Genomic DNA, 19,292 nt, shown 5'->3' with positions numbered 1-19,292 from the left:
CCAAAGCATGGCGGCGCTACGACGCCATGTGTGCATCAGAGCTGAGCAAATTACTGCTTCAGATTGCCGCTTACGCCAAACCAAAAACGCTGCGCAAACACCCTCGCGGCCCGAAAAAAGCAGCGAAAAAAGGCTACGTGGCCGGTGCTGTTGCCCGACGCCACGTATCAACGGCACGGGTACTAAAAGACGGGGCTGTCAATGTACACCTTTAAAGGGGTGGCTCTCAGCACGCCAGTGGGCGGGCGCCGGCAGGCAGAAGCCATGCAGCAAGGGCCCGCCCACGGGCGCCAGCACGGCGGCGGTGACGTGTTCGAACGCGCGCTGGCCGGCCGGCAAGTCGCTGGCGACCTGGCGCAGCGCGCCGTCCAGCTGCCCGGCGATGGCGGCATCGAACGCCTGCAGGCAACGGAACAGGTGCTTGCCGCCGCCGCTCCATTCTCCGGCCGCGCGCAAGTGCAGGTCGGCCAGCGCGGCATACAGCTGGCAGGCCACGGCCAGCGCCTCGCCCGGCTGCGTGCTGTCGACCAGGTCTTCCAGCGCGGTGGTGATGGCGTAGCGGCGCCGCTGCAAGTTTTCCGCATCGAGCACGGGCGGCCCGGCAGCATCGATGGCGTGCGCCAGCGCGTGCAGCCCGGCGCAGGCGTCGCCGGCTGCGAGGATGTTTTCCCCTTCCAGCACCATGTGCGCCAGCGGCACCGTACCGCCGGGCGCATCCATTTCCTTGCAAAAATACGTGAACGTGGCCAGGTCGTGCGCGAACAGTTCCACCGTGCGCCCTTCGGCCACGATGGTCGAGCGCCAGGCGCAATCGACGTGCTCGAACAGCAGCAGCAAATCGATGTCGGAAGTGGGCGTCTGCCGGCCCGTGGCAAACGAGCCGCCAATGATGGCCGCCACGGCCGTGGGATAGCGTTCCTGCACCAGCCGCACGGCAATCGCGCGGATGGCGTCATAAGTGGGGATCGTCGTCAAAGCCAGTACTCCATGCCGAAAAAAGCTATCCTACACGCAATACGCAGGCTGCCGCCAGCCTGCTACACTGGCGCCATCTGATCAGGGAACCAACATGGAATACGACTGCATCGTGATGCCCTCGCCCGTGGGCGAGCTGACCCTGGTGGCGCGCGGCGCGGCGCTGGCCGCGATTTTGTGGGAAAACGACAAGCCGAACCGCGTGCGCCTGGGCGACATGCGCGTCGATGAAGGTTGCGCCGTGCTGCAGGAAACGGCGCGCCAGCTGGGCGAGTATTTTGCCGGCACGCGCCAGCATTTTGAGGTGCCGCTCGATTTTGCCGGCACCGCCTTCCAGCAGGAAGTCTGGCGCGCGCTGCTGACGATACCGTACGGCCAGACGCGCAGCTATGGCGAGATCGCGCGCCAGATCGGCCGTCCCGCCGCCGTGCGCGCCGTGGGCGCCGCCAACGGCAAGAATCCCATTTCCATCATCGCCCCCTGCCACCGCGTCATCGGCGCCACGGGCGAGTTGACGGGCTTTGCGGGCGGCCTGCATGCCAAGGAAACCCTGTTGGCGCTGGAAGGCATCGCCCTGTCCAGCGACCGTGAAGTGCTGAAGACGGGCCAAGCCCGCCGCCGCGCCGTGCCTGTGGATATGGCGCAAGGCTGTTTATTTTAGACAGCAGCATCGCTCCCCGTGTGGGATACTCACGCCCTTCGCTCACGCCACCACATCCCATGCCCTACCTCGTCATCCTGTGCTTTGTCGTCCTGTATTTGCTGGCCACGTTCTTTTTCCACATCCCCGCCCTGGTCGCCCTCGTGTATGGCGTGCTGAGCCTGAGCTGTTTCGTCGCCTATGCGATCGACAAGTCAGCCGCCAAACAGGGACGCTGGCGCACCTCGGAGCGCACCTTGCTGCTGCTGGGACTGCTGTGCGGCTGGCCGGGCGCCGTGCTGGCCCAGCAATGGCTGCGCCACAAGTCCAGCAAGCGTTCGTTTCGCGTGCTGTTCTGGATCACCGTCGCCCTCAATATCGGCGCTTTCGTGTATTTCAGCATGCATTACGCGGCGCCCGATATCGGCACCGAGGTCGCGCCCATCGAGCTGTAGGACTTCCCCTGCCCTTTACTCGCCCAGCAGGCGCAGCGATTCCAGCCAGTCCGCCTTCCAGTCGCGCAGCAAGGGCTGCGTGGCGAACGCCTTCTTCAGGTGCGCCATCGGCACGCGGTGCACATCGTGCAAGCCGAACGCCAGGGTGACGGGATGCCACAGGTGGCTGTTCTTGCCGCCGCGCGAATTCTTGCGCACGCGCGCGCCATCGTCGCCAAAGATGCCCACGCCACTGGCCAAGCCTTTGTCCAGGTCGACCTTGCCCACGCCGGCAAAGGCCAGCAAAATCTGTTCGCGCCCCAGGCCCTTCAGGGCGCTGGGCAAGACAAACGGCGCCGCATTGTCAGCTCCGGCTTCCGGCTCGGCCGGCTGCGGGTGCTGCAACTCCTTGAGCAAGCGCAATAAGTCACGCTCCTGGAAGTGCAAGCCGTCCAGCGGCACGCGCAAGCCCGGCGCCTTCAGTTCGATGGCGATATTGCCCGAGTCGCGCGTAAAGCGCAGCCATACATCGTCCGCCCCCGAAGCGTCCGCCCCCGAAGCCAGGTGCTCTTTGTCGCCGATGAACACGACAGGCGCCGCATAGCGCGTCACGCCGTCATGGAACAGCTCGGCCCAGGCGTCGCTGTAATCGAGCCAGACATACGGCAAGCCGCCCTGCTCCAGCAGGCGCGCCAGGGTCCACGGCGTGCCCGTCTGTTGCGCCAGCCAGGCACAGGCTTGGGTGGCGGTGGCGCGGTATGGCAAAGAAAGGGAAGTCATGGCAGTTCCGTCGATGAAAGTGGAGCGCAGTGTAGCAGACGCCGCCACCATGCCGGTCAGCCAGCCGCCAGCAATTTGAACACGCGCACGTCCTGCATCATGTTGTGCGCCTGCTCCTGCATGCTGGCCGCTGCCGCTGCCGCCTGTTCGACCAGGGCGGCATTCTGCTGGGTCACTGCATCCATCTGACTGATGGCCTGATTCACCTGTTTGATGCCGTCGCTTTGTTCGTGGCTGGCGACGGCGATTTCCCCCATGATGCCCGCCACCTGCTGCACAGACGAGACGATTTTCTGCATCGTGCCGCCCGCTTCATCGGCCAGATTGCTGCCCAGCTCGACTTTTTCGACCGACTCGGCAATGAGCTGCTTGATCTCTTTGGCGGCACTGGCGGAGCGCTGCGCCAGGGTGCGCACCTCCGACGCGACGACGGCAAAACCGCGCCCCAGTTCACCGGCGCGCGCGGCTTCGACAGCCGCGTTCAGGGCCAGAATATTGGTCTGAAACGCGATGCCGTCAATCACGGAAATGATCTCGACGATACGCTTCGAGCTGTCCTTGATGGACACCATGGTCGCGACGACACGGTCGACCACTTGCCCGCCCTGCAGCGCTACCGCTGAAGCCGACAAGACCAGTTGATTGGCTTGCTGGGCGTTTTCGGCAGTCTGCTGCACCGTGCTGGTTAGCTCCCCCATCGCCGACGACGTTTGTTCCAGTGCACCGGCCTGTGCCTCCGTTCTCGCCGAGAGGTCCATATTTCCGGCAGCGATTTCCTGCGAGGCAGTCGAAATGGTTTCAGTACCGCTGCGCACGCGGCCCACCGTGTGACGCAGGCTCTCATTCATGCTTTTCAGAGCACGCATCAATTCGCCCGGCTCGTCGTGGTAATCGGTCGCGATATCGCTACGCAGATCACCGGAAGCGACAATACGGGCAAGCTGGACGGCGTCCCGCAGTGGTCTGGTAATGCTCCTGGTAATGAGCACAGCCACCGCAATCCCCGTGCCCAGCGAGAACACCAATATCGCCAACAGCAAGCTGTTCGCTACCGTGATGCGTGCGCCCGACTCCGCTTCGATCGCTGACGCACGTTGGGTGGTCATCTCGACCAGCTGGTTGATTGCCTGCAGATGCTGGATGTAACTCATCGTCAATTTTTTCATCGCCACCGTGGCGCCAGCCTTATCCTGTGCCTCTATTGCGGGAATGAACTGTTGCAGTGCCACCGTGTAGAAGGCCTGTGCCGGCGCATGGGACTTGTTCAGCAACAGGTCGGCGATATCGGCATCCAGTTTCTCACGCGTCCAGAAGACATGGCGTTCATCGTAATCATGTTTGAGCGTTGTAAAGCGTGCGATTAACTGCGCCTGTTCGGCACGATCCTCGGTCGCCATCAGCTGAAAAGTGACCAGATAGGATTCCAGTATGTATTCCGGTGGTGGCAACACGTCCGCGATCAGATCCTTGCTTTGCACAATTTTCTGGTAGACAGGACCGTTCACTTTCCATTCGTGCAAAGTCTTGAACGACCATAGGCCATAGAGGATGAAGCCGGCTGAAAAGATCACAATCAGCACAGCTAAACGGTGCGACAGTTTGAGTGCTCGTAACATATGCATGATGTCTCCTTATATTAGCTGTGCTTGCCGCTGGTTCACCTGCGGAGTAACACGACTCTCGCAGGTATGGCAGGCGAGCATGCGAAGCCGCGATTCCTTATAAGGCGTCATTCTGTTTTCTTTACAGGCAACTTATTTTACAACGAATTTATGCCAATTTGACGCTGACTTAATTAAAATTAACAAAAACAACAAAAATAAAACAAAATACATGAATTTATGTCGCAAGTCTCTACCCGCATGGCGACGATTTCTATGTTGCTCGCACAACAAGGCGAGCGTTTCTTCAGCGCATTCTTATTGCGGTGGCTGATTTCCGGACATCCGTGAACAAACATAAAAAAACCCCGCCGGGCAGCGATGGTAAAACCATCGCGCCGGGCGGGGCCAGTCAAGCCGACGCGCGCCTACTTCGGCGTGTCGCGGTATTGCTCGGGCGTCGTGTCGCCATCGGCAATTTCATACCACATCGCATTGAGCACGGCGAACGTCGCCGCCAGCGGAAGACCCAGTATCCAGGCGAAATACCACATAATTATTTCCTTTCCTTAATTCTTAGTAAGCGTGACCGGTTTCGTCTTCGATGGCTTTGCCGTCAACCTTGCCCCACAGTACTTTATATACCCAGGTCGTGTACGCCACGATGAGGGGAATGAAGACGGCCGTGACGACCAGCATGATGAACAGGGTCATGTGGCTGGACGAGGAATCCCACACCGTCAGGCTGGCGCGCGGATCGATCGACGATGGCAGGATGAACGGGAACATGGCCGCGCCCACGCTGAGGATGATGCCGGCGATGCCAGCCGCGCTGGCCAGCAAGGCAGGCACTTCGCGGCGCGCGCGCAGCAAGGCGAACGCCAGCAGGGGGCCGAGCAAGCCGAAGGCCGGAGCGATCCAGGTCCACGGATGGGCGGCAAAGTTGAGGAACCAGGCGCCCACGTGCACTTGCGCCGTTTTCAGCATCGGGTTCGACGGACCGTCGACCACCACCGTGCTGCTGATGCGGTAGCCATCGACCCACAGCCACAGGGCCACGCCGGCGGCCGCATACAGCACGACGGTGGCGATCGCCGCCACGCTGCCGTAACGGCGCGAACGTTCAGCCACGGCGCCGTCCGTTTTCACTTGCAGCCAGGTGGCGCCGTGCATCACCAGCATGGCCACCGAGACCAGGCCGCACAGCAAGGCGAACGGGTTGAGCAGCGCAAAGAAACTGCCGTCATAGAAGATGTGCATGTCCGGCGAGAAACGGAACGGCACGCCCTGCAGCACATTGCCGATCGCCACGCCGCAGATCAGGGCCGGCACGAAGCCGCCCACGAACAGGGCCGCGTCCCAGCGCGCGCGCCAGCGCGGGTCTTCGCGCTTGCTGCGGAATTTGAACGCCACGGGACGCACGATCAGCGCCACCAGGATGACGAACATGGCCAGGTAAAAGCCCGAGAACGAGACGGCGTACAGTTGCGGCCAGGCGGCAAAGATGGCGCCGCCGCCGAGGATCAGCCACACCTGGTTGCCTTCCCACACGGGACCGATACTGTTGATGACGACGCGGCGCTCGAGGTCCGTCTTGCCGACGAACGGCAGCAAGATGCCCGTGCCCAGGTCGAAGCCGTCCGTGATGGCAAAGCCCACCAGCAAGATGCCGATCAGCAGCCACCAGATCAGGCGCAGCGTTTCATACGAAATCATTTCATGCAAAATCATGGTCTGGCCCTCCTTAGGCGCGTTGAGTATGAATGGCTGCGGCCGCTGGCACGGGGGCCGGCGCCGTCTCTTCCGGCCCCTTGCGGATGGCCTTGAGCATGAGCTTCATTTCAATGATCAACAGCACGGTGTAGATGGCGGCAAAGCCGGCAATCGTGATGAGCAAGGTCGTCGCGCCCAGGTTGGAGACCGCCACGGCCGTCGGCAGCACGCCTTCGATGACCCACGGCTGGCGGCCCACTTCGGCCACGATCCAGCCCGCTTCAATCGCCACCCACGGCAGCGGGATGGCGAATACGGCCAGCTTCAGCAGCCAGCGGTGCTTGTCCAGGGTGCGGCGCGTCGACAGGATGAAGAATGTGCCGGTGAGCAAGATAAAGAACATGCCCAGGCCGACCATCACGCGGAAGGACCAGAACAAGGGCCCCACGGGCGGCACGGTGTCGAGCGCGGCCTTGCGGATCTGCTCGGGCGTGGCCTGGCGCGGATCGTCGACATAGCGTTTCAGCAGCAAGGCGTAACCCAGGGACTGGCCTTTCGACTCGAACACATCCTTCGCCTCTTGCGGCACGGGCGCGCCCGGCGCCACGCTGCGGATGGTTTGCAGCGCGTCATACGCCTTGATGCCATCCTGGATCAGCAGCTCGCCGCGGTCGACCAGTTGCTCGATACCGGGAATTTCCGTCGTCAGCGAACGCGTGCCGATCAGACCCATCACCATCGGGATATGCACGGCGTAATGCGTCTCGCGCGCTTTCGCGTCGGGGAAGCCGAAGGCCGTGAAGGCGGCGGGCGCCGGCTCCGTGGTCCACATGGCCTCAATCGCGGCCAGCTTCATCTTCTGATGCTCGGACGACAGGTAGCCGCTTTCATCACCGAGTACCACCACCGACAAGGTGGCGGCCAGGCCGAACGAGGCGGCCACCGTCATCGAACGCTTGGCCAGCTGCACGTGGCGGCCCTTCAGCAGATACCAGGCGGAAATACCCAGCACGAAAATCGACGCGGCCGTATAGCCGGCCGACACCGTGTGCACGAATTTCGCCTGTGCTACCGGGTTCGTCAGCACGGCGCCGAAATCCGTGATTTCCATGCGCATGGTCTGCGGATTGAAGGCCGCGCCGACGGGATTTTGCATCCAGCCGTTGGCGATCAGGATCCACAGGGCCGAGAAGTTCGAGCCGATGGCCACCAGCCAGGTGGTGACCAGGTGACCGCGCTTGGACAGCTTGTCCCAGCCGAAGAAGAACAGGCCGACGAAGGTCGCTTCCAGGAAGAAGGCCATCAGCCCCTCGATGGCCAGCGGCGCGCCGAAAATGTCGCCCACATAATGGCTGTAATAGCTCCAGTTCATGCCGAACTGGAATTCCATGACGATGCCCGTCGCCACGCCCATGGCGAAGTTGATGCCGAACAAGACACCCCAGAACTTGGTCATGTCGCGCCAGATGGGGCGGTTCGTCATCACGTAAACCGTCTCCATGATGGCGAGGAGCACTGACAGGCCGAGCGTCAGCGGAACGAATATAAAGTGGTACAGAGCTGTCAGCGCGAACTGCAGTCTGGATAAAGCGACAATATCGAAGTCCATATGATTTCCTTGGTGTTTCCCTACTGTAAGTGTAAACCTGGTATCTACATGCGGCTGTTCGATAGCTTCTGCTGCTGTAAGCTATCGGGCTGTGCCGCCCGCCCATCAATCTCCGCGCAAGCCGGCCAGCGCCGCCTCGAAGGCCGGTGTGCCCCGGCGCGCGTCACCGACGATGCGGCCATCGCGCAGACTGACCAGCCGGTCCGCCAGCGCCGCTTCGCGCCGCAAGTGGGTGGCGATCAGCAAGCTGCGTCCGTCGCTGCGCGCGCGCAGGCGCTGCAGGACGTCGATGGCCACCTGCGCATTGAGCGCCTCGGTGGCTTCGTCCAGCAGCCACAAGGTCGATTCGTGCAGGAACAGGCGCGCCAGCGCCAGGCGCCGCGCCTGCCCGCCCGACAAGCCCAGGCCGCCCTCGCCCAGCTGCGTGTCCAGGCCGCCCGCCAACGCCCGCACTTCGTCATCCAGGCCGGCCGATTGCAGCGCCGCCCACAGCTGCGCATCGCTGGCGGACGGGTCGGCCAGGCGCAAGTTGTCGCGCAGGCTGTCCTGGAACAGTTCCGTCTTCTGCGTGAACAGACAGGCGCGCGGTGCGACCACCGTTCCCGACAGCGGCGCCAGCTCGCGCGCGGCAAGGGCCAGCAAGGTGGACTTGCCCGCGCCGCTGGGGCCGATCAAGGCCACGCGCTCGCCCTCGCCGATCTGCAGCGTTATGTCATGCAAGATGGCCACATGGCTGCCCGCATGCGCGGCGCTGACGTGGTCCAGGCGCAAGCCCGGTGCGGCGTCAAAGGGCGGCAGCGCCACCTCATTGCCGTCAAGGCGCGGCGCCAGGCGGCGCATGGCCAGCAGCATGCGGCCCGCTTCCAGCGCGCCACGACGCAGTCCCGCAAACGGTTCCACGGCCGTCAGGGCGATCAACAGGGCCAGCGCCGCCAGCGGCACCGTCATCATTTGTTGCTGCACCAGCGCGGCCACGGCCAGCAACACCCCGGCCAGAGTCGCGCTGCCGGCCACGCCATACGCGGCGCCGGCCGCCGTCTCCAGGCGCTGCAGGGCGACATCGGCTTGCGCCAGCGCGCCGTCGATCTGCCCCAGCGCGGCGCATTGGGCGTCGACGCGGCCCGCCATCACCAGGTCCGTCTGGCCCGCCACCAGGTCGATGGTGCCAGAACGCAATTTTTCGATGGCGCGCGAGCGCACGATGGCGGGACGGCGGGCACGCTGCGCCACGCCCCAGCTGATGCCGCCGCCGACGGCCAACAGCCACGCGGCCAGACCCAGACCCAGCTGCCACTGCATCACGCCCAGCGCCACGCCGGCCAGCAAGGCCACGCACAGGGCCGTGAAAGCAGGCACCAGCAGGCGCAAATACAGCGCTTCGAGCGCGTCGATATCGGCCGTCAGGCGAAACAGCAGCTTGGCCGGCTGGCGCAGCAATCGGCTGGCCGCTTCCGGACGCGACCAGCCGCGGAACAGTTGCACGCGGATGCCGGCCAGCGCGGCGAACGTGGCGTCGTGCGTGACGAGGCGTTCCGCATAGCGCGAGCCCGTGCGGCCGATGGCCAGCAGGCGGATGCCGGCCGACGGGCCGAACACGTCGAACAGAATCGCCGTCGAAGCGTGCAGGCCGGCAATCGAGGTGGCCGTGATAAACCAGCCGGACAAGCCCAACAAGGCCATGCCGGCCACCGCCGTCAGGGCCGCCAGCAAGGCCCCCCCGATCAGCTTGCCAGGTTGGGCCAGCAGCAATTGCCGCAGCACGGGGTTCGCTATGGGTAAAGTTTTCATGCCGGCTGTTCCTGTTCCTGCTCCTGTGCCAGAGCCCGGGCATCGACCTGCACCGTGCGCTGCAGCCGGCCAGCCAGCACGGGGTCGTGCGTGGCGACGAGCATCGTCTTGCCCTTGGCCAATTCCAGCAAGGCGTCCGTGACGCGCGCCGCCGTCTCGCTGTCCAGGTGGGCCGTCGGTTCATCGACCAGCAACAAATCGGCATGCGGATGCAGGGCGACACGGGCCAGGGCCAGGCGCACGGCTTCGCCGCCGGACAAGCCCTGGCCGCCATCGCTGAGCATGATGGCCGGCTGCGCCTGCGCCACGCTAGCCAGGTCGGCCAGGTGCAGCGCCTGCGTCACTTGCGCGGCGTTCGCACCGAGGCGGCCCAGGGTCACATTCTGGCTGACGGAGGCGGCAAACACGTGCGGGCGCTGGCCCATCCAGGCCATGCGCTGGCGCAAGGTATTGACGGTGCTGTCGGTCAGGCGCACGCCGCCGATGCGGATCTCGCCATCGCTGGCGGGCAGCAAGCCGGCCAGCAAGGACAGCAAGGTGGTCTTGCCGGCGCCGCTGGCGCCCAGCAGGGCCACGTGTTCGCCGGCACGCACGCTCAGGTCGAAGCGCTCGAATACGGGCGCTTCGCCGGGATGGGCAAAACGCAGTTGATGGAGTTCGACGGCCGGTGGCGGCGCCACCGCCATGGCGGCAGCGGAAACGGCAGCCACTGCCACGCCAGCGCCGGGCAGCGGCACGCCATCGGCCGCCAGGTCGTGCAGGCCGGCCAGGCCCGCTTCGCCAGCCGCCTTGTCGTGCCAGACGGCGGCCAGTTCGCGCAGGGGCTCGAAGAATGCGGGCGCCAGCAGCAGGATGAACAAGCCCTGCCCCAGGCTCAGTTCGCGGCCCCAGGTGCCGAAATTGATGCTGCCCAGCAAGGAGAAACCGATAAACGCCGCCACCATGGCCACGCCCAGCGCGGAAAACAGCTCCAGCACGGCGGACGACAAAAAGGCGATGCGCAGCACCACCATCGTGCGCCGGCGCACGGATTGCGACGCGGCGTCCAGCCGTTCGGCCGTGGCGTCGACGGCGCCCAGCGCGCGCAGGGTGGCCAGGCCGCGCAGGCGATCCAGCAGGAAGGCGTTCATGCTGCCCATTTCCACCATCTGCGCGCGGCTGGCCGCTTGCGCGCCCATGCCCACCAGGGCCATGAAGACGGGAATCAGGGGTGCGGCGATGAGCAGGATCAAGGCGGCGATCCACGACAGCGGCGTCACCACGGCGAGGATCACGAGCGGCACGGTGAGCACTTTCCAGCGCGCCGGCTTGTAGCGCACCAGATACGGCACGATGGCTTCGGCCTGCTCGGCGATGACGCTGGCCGCCTGGCCCGACTGCGCGCGCTGGCGGTCCAGCGGCGAACGGTGTGCCAGCGCTTGCGCCACCTGGGCGCGCAAGGTGGTCAGATGGGCGCGCGCCGCCGCATACATGCGCCGCGCGCCCCACGCTTCGCCGCCGGCGCGCAGCACACCCAGCAGCAGCACGCCAGCGGCCGGCAGCAGGGCCGCGCGCCACGGTGCACCATCGAGCATGGCTTGCACGGCCCAGGCCAGCAAGGCCGCTTGTGGCAGCCACAGCAAGGCGGCGCCACCTTGCGCCAGGCTGGCGGCACGGGGAAGAATAAAGCGGGGCAAAGACAGTGGCGTGGTCAGCATCTCTATACTTTTTGAGTTTTCAGAATTTTCTGTAAATTCGATTTTTTGTATAATACTGCGAAACATGACATATATCAATTGACCCTGCGGGTGTGGCGTGAAAAAATTCAGATAATTATGAAAACTCAAAATATCCACATGACGCCGCTGATCCTGACCTTTGTCAGCCATTTCGGCGAGATGGGCAGCCGCTGGGGCTTTAACCGTACGGTGGGACAAGTGTACGCCTTGCTGTTTGTCGCGGAGCATCCTTTGCACGCGGACGAAATCGCGGAACACCTGAGTTTTTCACGCTCGAACGTGAGCATCGGCTTGAAGGAATTGCAGGGCTGGGGCCTGATCCGCCAGTCGCGCATCCCCGGCGACCGGCGCGAGTATTTTTCCTCGCTGGGCGATGTGTGGCAAATCTTCCGCGTGGTGGCCGCAGAGCGCCGCCGCCGCGAAGTGGCGCCCACCTTGACGGTGCTGCGCGAATCGCTGCTGGCGCCGGCCACGGAACCCGTGGATCAATATGCGCAGGAGCGCATGCGCGAAATGTATGAATTGGTCGACCTGGCCAACACCTGGTTCGACGACTTGCAGCGCCTGTCGCCCGAATCGATGGCGCAACTGATGAAAATGGGCGCCAAGGTGCAAAAATTGCTCAACGCCAAGGATCGCCTGTTTGGCGTCAGCAATAACAGCGATTGAATCCCCCTCCCCCTGCCCAAGGCGCCGCCAGCACAAGCGGTACGCCTTGTCACGCCATTGCCGGCTATCGCTGGCACAGCCAGACATAGCCGTATGCGATGTTGTCAAGCGAACCAATAGAATTATTAAAATTGCATTAGCTTAGATCAAGAGTAAGCTTTCATTTGCGTATTCGCTACGCGCAGGAAATAGTTAAAAAAGGGCAATGGGATGACTTCCCCGGCATGCAGGGACGCGTCCAGACAAGATGAAGCGACTGCCTCAAGCACAAGGGGGTTTTCATGAAAAGCGTAAAGAAACTTGCCATCAAGGCATCCATGCTGGCCGCAATGAGCGTACTGGCAAGTGCGGCGCAAGCGGCCACCTGGGTGGAGGTGGGCCCGGCCAGCGGTTTCGTCATCGCCGGCAGCGCCGTCACGTATTCGCCATCGCCGGCACTGCAGGTGAAATATTATGACGATAATCTGGTGCCGCAGAGTCCTGCGGCCGTCCAGGGTTACATCAATGGCGTGTTCGGCACCAGCCTGGGCGCCGCCGTCTCGTATTGCGACAACGCCACCTCGGGCTGCACTGCCGGCACCACGGCAGGCTGGAGCGGCGGCGTCAATTCGTATACGAGCGCGGCCGCCTATGACTATCTGGCCATCCACTTCGGCCAGGGCGAACTGGTGTTCCACTGGGCCGCACCCGTGGCCGCCGGCACCACTTTCACGGTGGCGGGCCTGCCCAAGGATCTGAGCAACTACAGGGCCTTCATTTCCGCCGTGCCGGAACCTGAAACCTATGCCATGCTGCTCGCCGGCCTGGGCATGCTGGGCTTCCTGGCACGCCGCCGCCAGGGAGAGTAAGTCTCATCATCAGCCGCATAACGGCGGCGGCGCGCCAGCGCCCGCTGCCGCCCTCAATGCCAGCAGCATCTTTACGCCGCGCTTGCGGCGCCAGGCCCGCTTTTTACACCATCTTTAGACTCCCCTCGCTATGCTCGACAGCATCAACTGCTGATCGACAAGGGAGAACTCATGCACGAACAACCGTTTCAGCCACGCGCGCGCAGCGTGATCCGCCAGCACTTGCCTGTGCGGGAACGGCTGCGTCTGGCCCGACTGGCCAACAGAAAAATCGTTTCGCTATGCTCGGCGCTGCTGTGCGCGGTGCCGCTGTTGTATTTGCTGAGCGTGGTGCTGTTTGCGCAGCCTTAGGGCCGCGTGCTGACAGACAGGAAAGAGAGAAGATGCGGCCGCATGGCGCAAGCCGTGGCCAGTATGAAACTGGTCCGCCCAGAGGGAATCGAACCCCCATTCACGGTTTAGAAGACCGTTGTCCTATCCGTTGAACGATGGGCGGAAAGGTGCAGTATTTAATCCATGCGCGCCAGCAATGAATTGCCAGCGCGGAATAGAAAACGGGCTGTCATTTCTGACAGCCCGCTTATGACTTTGGTCGGAGTACAAGGATTCGAACCTTGGACCCCCTGGTCCCAAACCAGGTGCGCTACCGGGCTGCGCCACACTCCGAAGACAAGATAATAACGCCCCCATCCAATTTCGTCAATTGCCATAGACGAATTAGATGGAAATAACTATCGGCGCTTGCTTGAAGAGGCTTGCTGAAAACGTTCAGAGCAAGGCGCGCTGCCGAAGACAGTACGCTAGTACGGCAAGGCAGTGCAACGCCGCCCTGGGCGTTTTCAGCTGCCGACTTTATCGGCGATGCGGCGCGCCATCAATTCGGCCTGATCCTTGTCTTTCGCCTCGACCATCACGCGGATCAGCGGTTCGGTGCCCGATGCACGGATCAGCACGCGGCCCGTGTCGCCCAGTTCGGCCTCGACCAGTTCCTTCTCGGCCACCATGGCGGCATTTTTCTGCCAGTCAAAACCGGGGGCCACGCGCAGATTGATCAGGGTTTGCGGGAACAGCACCAGTTCGGCCAGGCATTGCTGCAGGCTCTGGCCGCTGCGCTTGAGCGCGGACAAGACTTGCAGCGCGGAGACGATACCATCACCCGTCGTATGGCGGTCCAGGCACAGCAGATGGCCAGAGCCCTCGCCACCCAATATCCAGCCCTTTTCCTTCATGACTTCCAGCACGTAGCGGTCGCCCACCTTGGCGCGCGCAAAGCCGATGCCCTGCTGCTTGAACAGCACTTCCAGCGCCATATTCGTCATCAGGGTGCCCACAGCGCCCGCCACGGGGCCCGTTGCCAGGCGGTCCTTGACCATGACGTACAACAACTCGTCGCCGTTATACAGGCGGCCTGTGGCGTCGCACATGATCAGGCGGTCGGCGTCGCCATCGAGAGCGATGCCGAGATCGGCGCCATGCTCGACGACGGCTTCAGCCATCGCCTTGGTTGCCGTGGCGCCGAAGCCCGCATTGATGTTGAAACCGTCGGGCTTGTTACCGATGGCGATGACTTCCGCGCCCAGCTCATGGAACACGTGCGGCGCGATATGGTAGGCGGCGCCATGCGCGCAATCGACGACGATCTTCAGGCCGCGCAAGTCCAGTTCGTTCGGGAAAGTGCCCTTGCAAAATTCGATGTAGCGGCCCTGGGCATCGTCCAGGCGCTTGGCGCGGCCCAGCTTGTCCGACGGCACGCAAGCCATGGGCTCGTCGAGCGCCGCTTCGATTTCCAGTTCCACGCTGTCGGGCAGCTTGGTGCCCTGGCCGGAAAAGAACTTGATGCCATTGTCATGGTACGGATTGTGCGAGGCGGAAATGACCACGCCGGCCGCCAGGCGCAGCGCCCGCGTCAGGTAGGCGATCGCCGGCGTCGGCATGGGGCCTGCCAGCATCACATCCACGCCAGCGGCCGACAGGCCCGCCTCCAGCGCCGCTTCCAGCATGTAGCCGGAAATGCGCGTGTCCTTGCCGATCAGCACCGTCGGGCGCGCCTTGCCGCCCTGTGAATTGGCCAGCACCTTGCCAGCCGCATAACCGAGGCGCATGACGAAATCGGGAGTGATCGGAGCCGTGCCCACCAGACCGCGGATGCCATCGGTGCCAAAATATTTACGTGTCATCGTATTTCTCTTTTTGTTGTTTATGATAAATCTTACAGGCTCAGTGTGCCATGCGCCAGACCTTCAGCGCATCGACGGTTTCAGCTACATCATGCACACGGATAATTTCTGCACCTTGCGCTACCGCAGCAAGCGCACCGGCAACACTGCCGGCCAGGCGCTGCTCGACGGGACGTCCCGTGACGGCGCCGATCATCGACTTGCGCGACAGGCCCGCCAGCACGGGCAGATCCAGTTCGCTGCGCAACTGGCGCGTGGCGCGCAGCAAGGCATAGTTTTGCTCCACCGTCTTGCCGAAACCAAAGCCGGGATCGACACACAGGCGCTCGCGGACGATGCCCGCCGCCGTCATCGTGTCGATGCGTTCGCGCAGAAAGTCGGTGACTTCGCGCACCACATCCTCGTACTGCGGCTGGGCTTGCATGGTTTCTGGCACGTTTTGCATGTGCATGATGCACAGCGCGCAGTCGCTGCCCTGCACGGCCTCGATGGCGCCCGGCGCGCGGAAACCGTTGATGTCGTTGATCATGTCGGCGCCCGCCAGGATGGCTTCGCGCATCACTTCGGGTTTGTACGTGTCGACGGACAGGGGCTTGCCGCAGTCGCGCAAGGCGTACAGCACCGGCATGACGCGCGCAAGCTCGTCCTGCAGGGGCAACGGCGGCGCGCCGGGGCGGCTCGATTCGCCGCCGATATCGATGATGTCGACGCCGTCGACTATCATCTGCTCGGCGCGCGAAAGGGCAAATTCAAGCAGTTGATACTGGCCCGCATCGGAAAACGAGTCGGGCGTGATATTCAGGATGCCCATCACCAGCGCCTGCGTGCCGGACAGGTTGAAGCCGAAACGGCCGAATTGCAAATAGTGTCGCATGTGAATCTTTGTAGTCGTCAGGGAAAAACTGCTGCGGCAACGAAAAAGGGCAAGGATCGCTCCTCACCCTCGTTCTTGCCATACCCTTGCGTGCCGCCCGTCAGGGCGGCCGTTATCAGGCTGGCGCCGTCACGTTTGGCGAGATGCCGCCCGTGCCGCTGTCACCGCCCGCATTGCGGCGTGGCGGAATGACTTTCGGTGGACGCGGCTCCAGGCCGGCCATGATGTCATTGATTTGCTCTGCATCAATGGTTTCCCATTCCAGCAAGGCTTTGGTCATCATTTCGACCTTGTCGCGGTTGCTTTCCAGCAAAGTACGCGCCAAAGCATATTGCTTGTCGAGAATGTTGCGGATTTCAGCATCGACCTTTTGCTGGGTCGCTTCCGAGATCGTCTTGGTGGCGCCACCGAAGAAACCTTCGTTTTCGCTGTCTTCGTAGACCATCACGCCCATGCTGTCGGACATGCCGAAGCGGGTCACCATGGAACGGGCCAGCTTGGTGGCACGCGAGAAGTCGTTCGACGCGCCGGTGGACATCTGCCCCACGAAAATCTCTTCGGCGATGCGGCCACCGAACAGGATGGAAATTTCTTCCAGCATCTTGTCCTTGTAGGCGGACAAGTTGTCGTGTTCCGGCAGCTGCCAAGTCAGGCCCAGGGCCCAGCCGCGCGGCATGATCGTCACTTTGTGCACGGGGTCGGCTTTTGGCAGCAGCTTGGCCACCACCGCGTGACCGGACTCATGGTAAGCCGTATTGCGACGCTCTTCCTCGCGGATGATCATCGATTTGCGCTCAGGACCCATGTAGATCTTGTCTTTCGCATCTTCGAAGTCGGCCATTTCCACCAGGCGCTTGCTGCGACGGGCGGCAAACAGCGCTGCTTCGTTGACCAGGTTGGCCAGGTCCGCGCCCGAGAAACCGGGGGTGCCGCGGGCCAGGATATCGGCTTTCACGTCAGTACTGATAGGTACTTTGCGCATGTGCACGTTCAAGATCTGTTCGCGGCCGCGGATATCGGGCAAGCCGACGGAGACCTGGCGGTCGAAACGGCCCGGACGCAGCAAGGCTTTGTCGAGCACGTCGGCGCGGTTGGTGGCGGCCACGACGATCACGCCGGAGTTCGCTTCAAAACCGTCCATCTCGACCAGCAACTGGTTCAAGGTCTGCTCGCGCTCATCATTGCCGCCGCCCATGCCGGCGCCGCGGTGACGACCGACAGCGTCGATCTCATCGATGAAGATGATGCACGGCGAATGCTTTTTCGCGTTTTCGAACATGTCACGCACGCGGGAGGCGCCCACGCCGACGAACATTTCCACGAAGTCGGAACCCGAAATCGAGAAGAACGGCACCTTGGCTTCGCCGGCGATGGCGCGCGCCAGCAGGGTTTTACCCGTGCCCGGAGGACCGACCATCAGCACGCCGCGGGGAATGCGGCCGCCCAGTTTCTGGAATTTGCTCGGGTCCTTGAGGAAGTCGACCACTTCGTTGACTTCTTCTTTCGCTTCGTCGCAACCGGCGACATCGGCGAAGGTGACGGTATTGCTGGCTTCATCCATCATGCGCGCCTTCGACTTGCCGAACGAGAATGCCCCGCCCTTGCCGCCGCCTTGCATCTGACGCATGAAGAAGACCCAGACGCCGATCAACAGCAGCATGGGGAACCAGGATACAAAAATAGTTTGCAGGAAAGACGCTTCCTCAGGCGGGCGCACATCGAAGTGCACGCCATTGTCGCGCAGATCGCCGATCAAGCCCTTGTCGAGGCTGGTGGCGGTGGTACGCACCTTGGTGTCGTCCATCAGCTTGGCGGTGATCGACGAACCTTCGATCACGACATCCTTGACACGCTTGGCTTTGACTTCATCCAGCAAATCGGAATAAGCGATGGCCTTGCTGCCGCCTGTGGCGCCATGACTGTCGAATTGCTTGAACAGCATGAACAACAGCAGCAATACGACTACCCAGATGGCAGATTTGGAAAACATGTTATTCACGAAGACTCCTTGGATGCAGTGCGCATCTCTTTACCAATAGCTAGAAACACGATTTTACTCGCAATAAGCGGGCCGTGCCAAAGCCCGCCGATCCGTGCGCGCGAAAAAACCGCGCTCACGCAAAAAAAATGCAGTATAAACAATTTAGGCTTTTATGCCATCAGACGCTACTGCACTTCTCGTTCCCATGTGCGGATTCCCGCTTAAATATCAAGGGCGGAATCATCTTCTTGCACGGCATTTTTCAGCGGATTCTTGAGACCACGCCCCATCAAGAAGATTTCTGATGATTTGTCGCGGCTGGCCTTGGGCTTTTTCTGCACCACGACCTTGAATTCGGCGCGGAATTTCTCCACGATCTGGCTGAAACCCATGTCTTTGAAGCATTTCACCAGCAAGACGCCCGACGGCTTCAAATGCAATTGCGAAAATTCGATGGCCAGGTCGATCAGATGTTCCATGCGCGCGGCATCCGCCGTGGCGATGCCCGACAGATTCGGCGCCATGTCCGACAGGACCACGTCAACCTTGCGTCCTTGCAACACCACTTCCAGCTGGCGCAGCACGCGCGCTTCGCGGAAGTCGCCCTGGATGAAGTGGAAATCGGCGATCGGTTCCATTTCCAGCATGTCCAGGCCAATCAGGGTACCATTGACCCCGCCGCCGTCCTTGCCGGCCAGCTTGCGCCGCAGATACTGGGCCCAGCTGCCAGGAGTGCACCCAAGGTCAACAATTACCTGGCCATGCTTGATCAGTTTTTCGTCTTCATCGATTTCTTTGAGCTTGTATGCTGCCCGGGCGCGGTAGCCCTCTTTTTGCGCCAACTTCACATAAGGATCATTTATGTGGTCGTGCAACCAGTTTTTGTTTAATTTCTTCTTTGCCATTCGCGTAGAATACTGCTTTTAAGGGAATTACTAAATATTATTATGCTAAAACTTACACCCGTAGAGCGCAGCGCACTGCGCGCCGAAGCACACGCGCTGAAGCCTATCGTCATCATTGGCGAAGCGGGCTTGACACCTGCTGTCCTCAAAGAGATCGACCTTGGCCTGGATTCGCACGGTCTGATTAAAGTCCGCGTGTTCGGCGACGACCGCGAAGCCCGCGTCGGAATGTACGATACGATTTGCGGCAATCTCGGCGCCGCCCCGGTACAACATATTGGCAAACTGCTGGTAATCTACCGTCCGAAAAAAGAAGTGGTTAAGGAGAAGGTCAGCGCCGGCAAAGGCATGCGCGAAGTGACCATCGTCAAGGCCAGCGCCAGCGGCACCAAGCGCCCCAGCGTGACGAAAGTCATGATCAAGGGCAATGAGCGCGTTACCGAAGGCGGTTCCATCAAGCGTGCCAAGCCACGTCAGAAAAGCGCCAAGAAAAGCGCACTGGGCAGCAAGTAAGCCTGTTCACCCGGTCACCGCAAGGCGGCCGGGCTTGAAACAAGAAGCGGAGCACGGGATCTTCCCT

The 19,292-nt window shown here is 62.2% G+C and carries 18 protein-coding genes, 2 tRNA genes and 1 pseudogene; 7 read left to right on the top strand and 14 right to left on the bottom strand.

Annotated features, from left to right (window positions below; translation table 11 throughout):
• Positions 1-215 (top strand): annotated as a pseudogene (locus ACP7DW_RS20435) (hypothetical protein); the annotation flags it as partial.
• Here the strand turns inward: ACP7DW_RS20435 and ACP7DW_RS20430 are convergent.
• The gene (locus ACP7DW_RS20430; protein WP_426056393.1) at positions 199-975 is read right to left on the bottom strand and encodes a nucleotidyltransferase domain-containing protein; all 777 of its coding nucleotides are present in this window, start codon (positions 973-975) and stop codon (positions 199-201) included. The pseudogene ACP7DW_RS20435 and the gene ACP7DW_RS20430 overlap by 17 nt on opposite strands.
• Positions 976-1,069: 94 nt before the next feature.
• Between ACP7DW_RS20430 and ACP7DW_RS20425 the strand changes: the two genes are divergently transcribed.
• A complete protein-coding gene (locus ACP7DW_RS20425; protein ID WP_426056392.1) occupies positions 1,070-1,636 on the top strand; it encodes a methylated-DNA--[protein]-cysteine S-methyltransferase in 567 nt (188 codons plus the stop codon).
• A gap of 59 nt (positions 1,637-1,695) precedes the next feature.
• Complete coding sequence (locus ACP7DW_RS20420; RefSeq protein WP_426056391.1) at positions 1,696-2,070, top strand: DUF1294 domain-containing protein; 375 nt, start codon at positions 1,696-1,698, stop codon at positions 2,068-2,070.
• A 15-nt stretch (positions 2,071-2,085) separates the two neighbouring features.
• Here ACP7DW_RS20420 and ACP7DW_RS20415 read toward each other — a convergent pair whose 3' ends face one another.
• The 7 genes from ACP7DW_RS20415 to cydD all read right to left on the bottom strand — a co-directional run bounded on the left by ACP7DW_RS20415 (position 2,086) and on the right by cydD (position 11,237).
• Complete coding sequence (locus ACP7DW_RS20415) at positions 2,086-2,829, bottom strand: hypothetical protein (RefSeq protein WP_426056390.1); 744 nt, start codon at positions 2,827-2,829, stop codon at positions 2,086-2,088.
• 56 nt (positions 2,830-2,885) lie between these two features.
• Positions 2,886-4,451, bottom strand: a complete 1,566-nt coding sequence (locus ACP7DW_RS20410; RefSeq protein WP_426056389.1) for a methyl-accepting chemotaxis protein — start codon at positions 4,449-4,451, stop codon at positions 2,886-2,888.
• 407 nt (positions 4,452-4,858) lie between these two features.
• The gene (cydX, locus tag ACP7DW_RS20405) at positions 4,859-4,984 is read right to left on the bottom strand and encodes a cytochrome bd-I oxidase subunit CydX (protein ID WP_070258990.1); all 126 of its coding nucleotides are present in this window, start codon (positions 4,982-4,984) and stop codon (positions 4,859-4,861) included.
• Between the two features lie 22 nt (positions 4,985-5,006).
• On the bottom strand, positions 5,007-6,161 hold the full coding sequence (cydB, locus tag ACP7DW_RS20400) for a cytochrome d ubiquinol oxidase subunit II (protein WP_426056388.1): 1,155 nt from the start codon (positions 6,159-6,161) through the stop codon (positions 5,007-5,009).
• 13 nt (positions 6,162-6,174) lie between these two features.
• Positions 6,175-7,752, bottom strand: coding sequence for a cytochrome ubiquinol oxidase subunit I (locus tag ACP7DW_RS20395; protein ID WP_426056387.1), 1,578 nt, complete (start codon positions 7,750-7,752; stop codon positions 6,175-6,177).
• 105 nt (positions 7,753-7,857) lie between these two features.
• Positions 7,858-9,540 (bottom strand): amino acid ABC transporter ATP-binding/permease protein, encoded by a 1,683-nt coding sequence (locus tag ACP7DW_RS20390; protein WP_426056386.1) that lies wholly within the window; start codon positions 9,538-9,540, stop codon positions 7,858-7,860.
• Positions 9,537-11,237, bottom strand: coding sequence for a thiol reductant ABC exporter subunit CydD (gene cydD / locus ACP7DW_RS20385; RefSeq protein ID WP_426056385.1), 1,701 nt, complete (start codon positions 11,235-11,237; stop codon positions 9,537-9,539). The genes ACP7DW_RS20390 and cydD overlap by 4 nt, the downstream gene beginning before the upstream one ends.
• A gap of 117 nt (positions 11,238-11,354) precedes the next feature.
• On the opposite strand from cydD, the gene ACP7DW_RS20380 reads away from it, so the two are divergent.
• The 3 genes from ACP7DW_RS20380 to ACP7DW_RS20370 all read left to right on the top strand — a co-directional run bounded on the left by ACP7DW_RS20380 (position 11,355) and on the right by ACP7DW_RS20370 (position 13,126).
• Positions 11,355-11,927, top strand: a complete 573-nt coding sequence (locus ACP7DW_RS20380) for a GbsR/MarR family transcriptional regulator (RefSeq protein ID WP_232730572.1) — start codon at positions 11,355-11,357, stop codon at positions 11,925-11,927.
• 281 nt (positions 11,928-12,208) lie between these two features.
• Positions 12,209-12,775, top strand: a complete 567-nt coding sequence (locus tag ACP7DW_RS20375; protein WP_426056384.1) for a PEP-CTERM sorting domain-containing protein — start codon at positions 12,209-12,211, stop codon at positions 12,773-12,775.
• Positions 12,776-12,946: 171 nt separating this feature from the next.
• Positions 12,947-13,126: a hypothetical protein gene (locus ACP7DW_RS20370; protein WP_282409389.1), complete on the top strand. Its 180-nt coding sequence runs from the start codon at positions 12,947-12,949 to the stop codon at positions 13,124-13,126.
• 70 nt (positions 13,127-13,196) lie between these two features.
• Here the strand turns inward: ACP7DW_RS20370 and ACP7DW_RS20365 are convergent.
• The 6 genes from ACP7DW_RS20365 to ACP7DW_RS20340 form a co-directional block, all read right to left on the bottom strand.
• Positions 13,197-13,271: transfer RNA gene (locus ACP7DW_RS20365), tRNA-Arg, on the bottom strand.
• A 93-nt stretch (positions 13,272-13,364) separates the two neighbouring features.
• Positions 13,365-13,441 (bottom strand) — tRNA-Pro (locus tag ACP7DW_RS20360).
• Between the two features lie 173 nt (positions 13,442-13,614).
• On the bottom strand, positions 13,615-14,952 hold the full coding sequence (gene glmM / locus ACP7DW_RS20355; RefSeq protein ID WP_426056383.1) for a phosphoglucosamine mutase: 1,338 nt from the start codon (positions 14,950-14,952) through the stop codon (positions 13,615-13,617).
• Positions 14,953-14,992: 40 nt separating this feature from the next.
• Complete coding sequence (folP, locus tag ACP7DW_RS20350; protein ID WP_426056382.1) at positions 14,993-15,826, bottom strand: dihydropteroate synthase; 834 nt, start codon at positions 15,824-15,826, stop codon at positions 14,993-14,995.
• Between the two features lie 115 nt (positions 15,827-15,941).
• Positions 15,942-17,825: an ATP-dependent zinc metalloprotease FtsH gene (gene ftsH, locus ACP7DW_RS20345; RefSeq protein WP_071077941.1), complete on the bottom strand. Its 1,884-nt coding sequence runs from the start codon at positions 17,823-17,825 to the stop codon at positions 15,942-15,944.
• Positions 17,826-18,028: 203 nt separating this feature from the next.
• The gene (locus tag ACP7DW_RS20340; RefSeq protein WP_096234939.1) at positions 18,029-18,712 is read right to left on the bottom strand and encodes an RlmE family RNA methyltransferase; all 684 of its coding nucleotides are present in this window, start codon (positions 18,710-18,712) and stop codon (positions 18,029-18,031) included.
• 42 nt (positions 18,713-18,754) lie between these two features.
• On the opposite strand from ACP7DW_RS20340, the gene ACP7DW_RS20335 reads away from it, so the two are divergent.
• On the top strand, positions 18,755-19,225 hold the full coding sequence (locus ACP7DW_RS20335) for a YhbY family RNA-binding protein (protein WP_010397237.1): 471 nt from the start codon (positions 18,755-18,757) through the stop codon (positions 19,223-19,225).
• Positions 19,226-19,292: the final 67 nt, after the last annotated feature.

This window comes from Janthinobacterium sp. PSRC1-1 (genome assembly GCF_049897525.1).
Taxonomy (GTDB): domain Bacteria; phylum Pseudomonadota; class Gammaproteobacteria; order Burkholderiales; family Burkholderiaceae_D; genus Janthinobacterium; species Janthinobacterium tructae.
The sequence above is the reverse complement of the archived record's forward strand: the minus strand, read 5'-3'. Positions and strand labels throughout refer to the sequence as shown.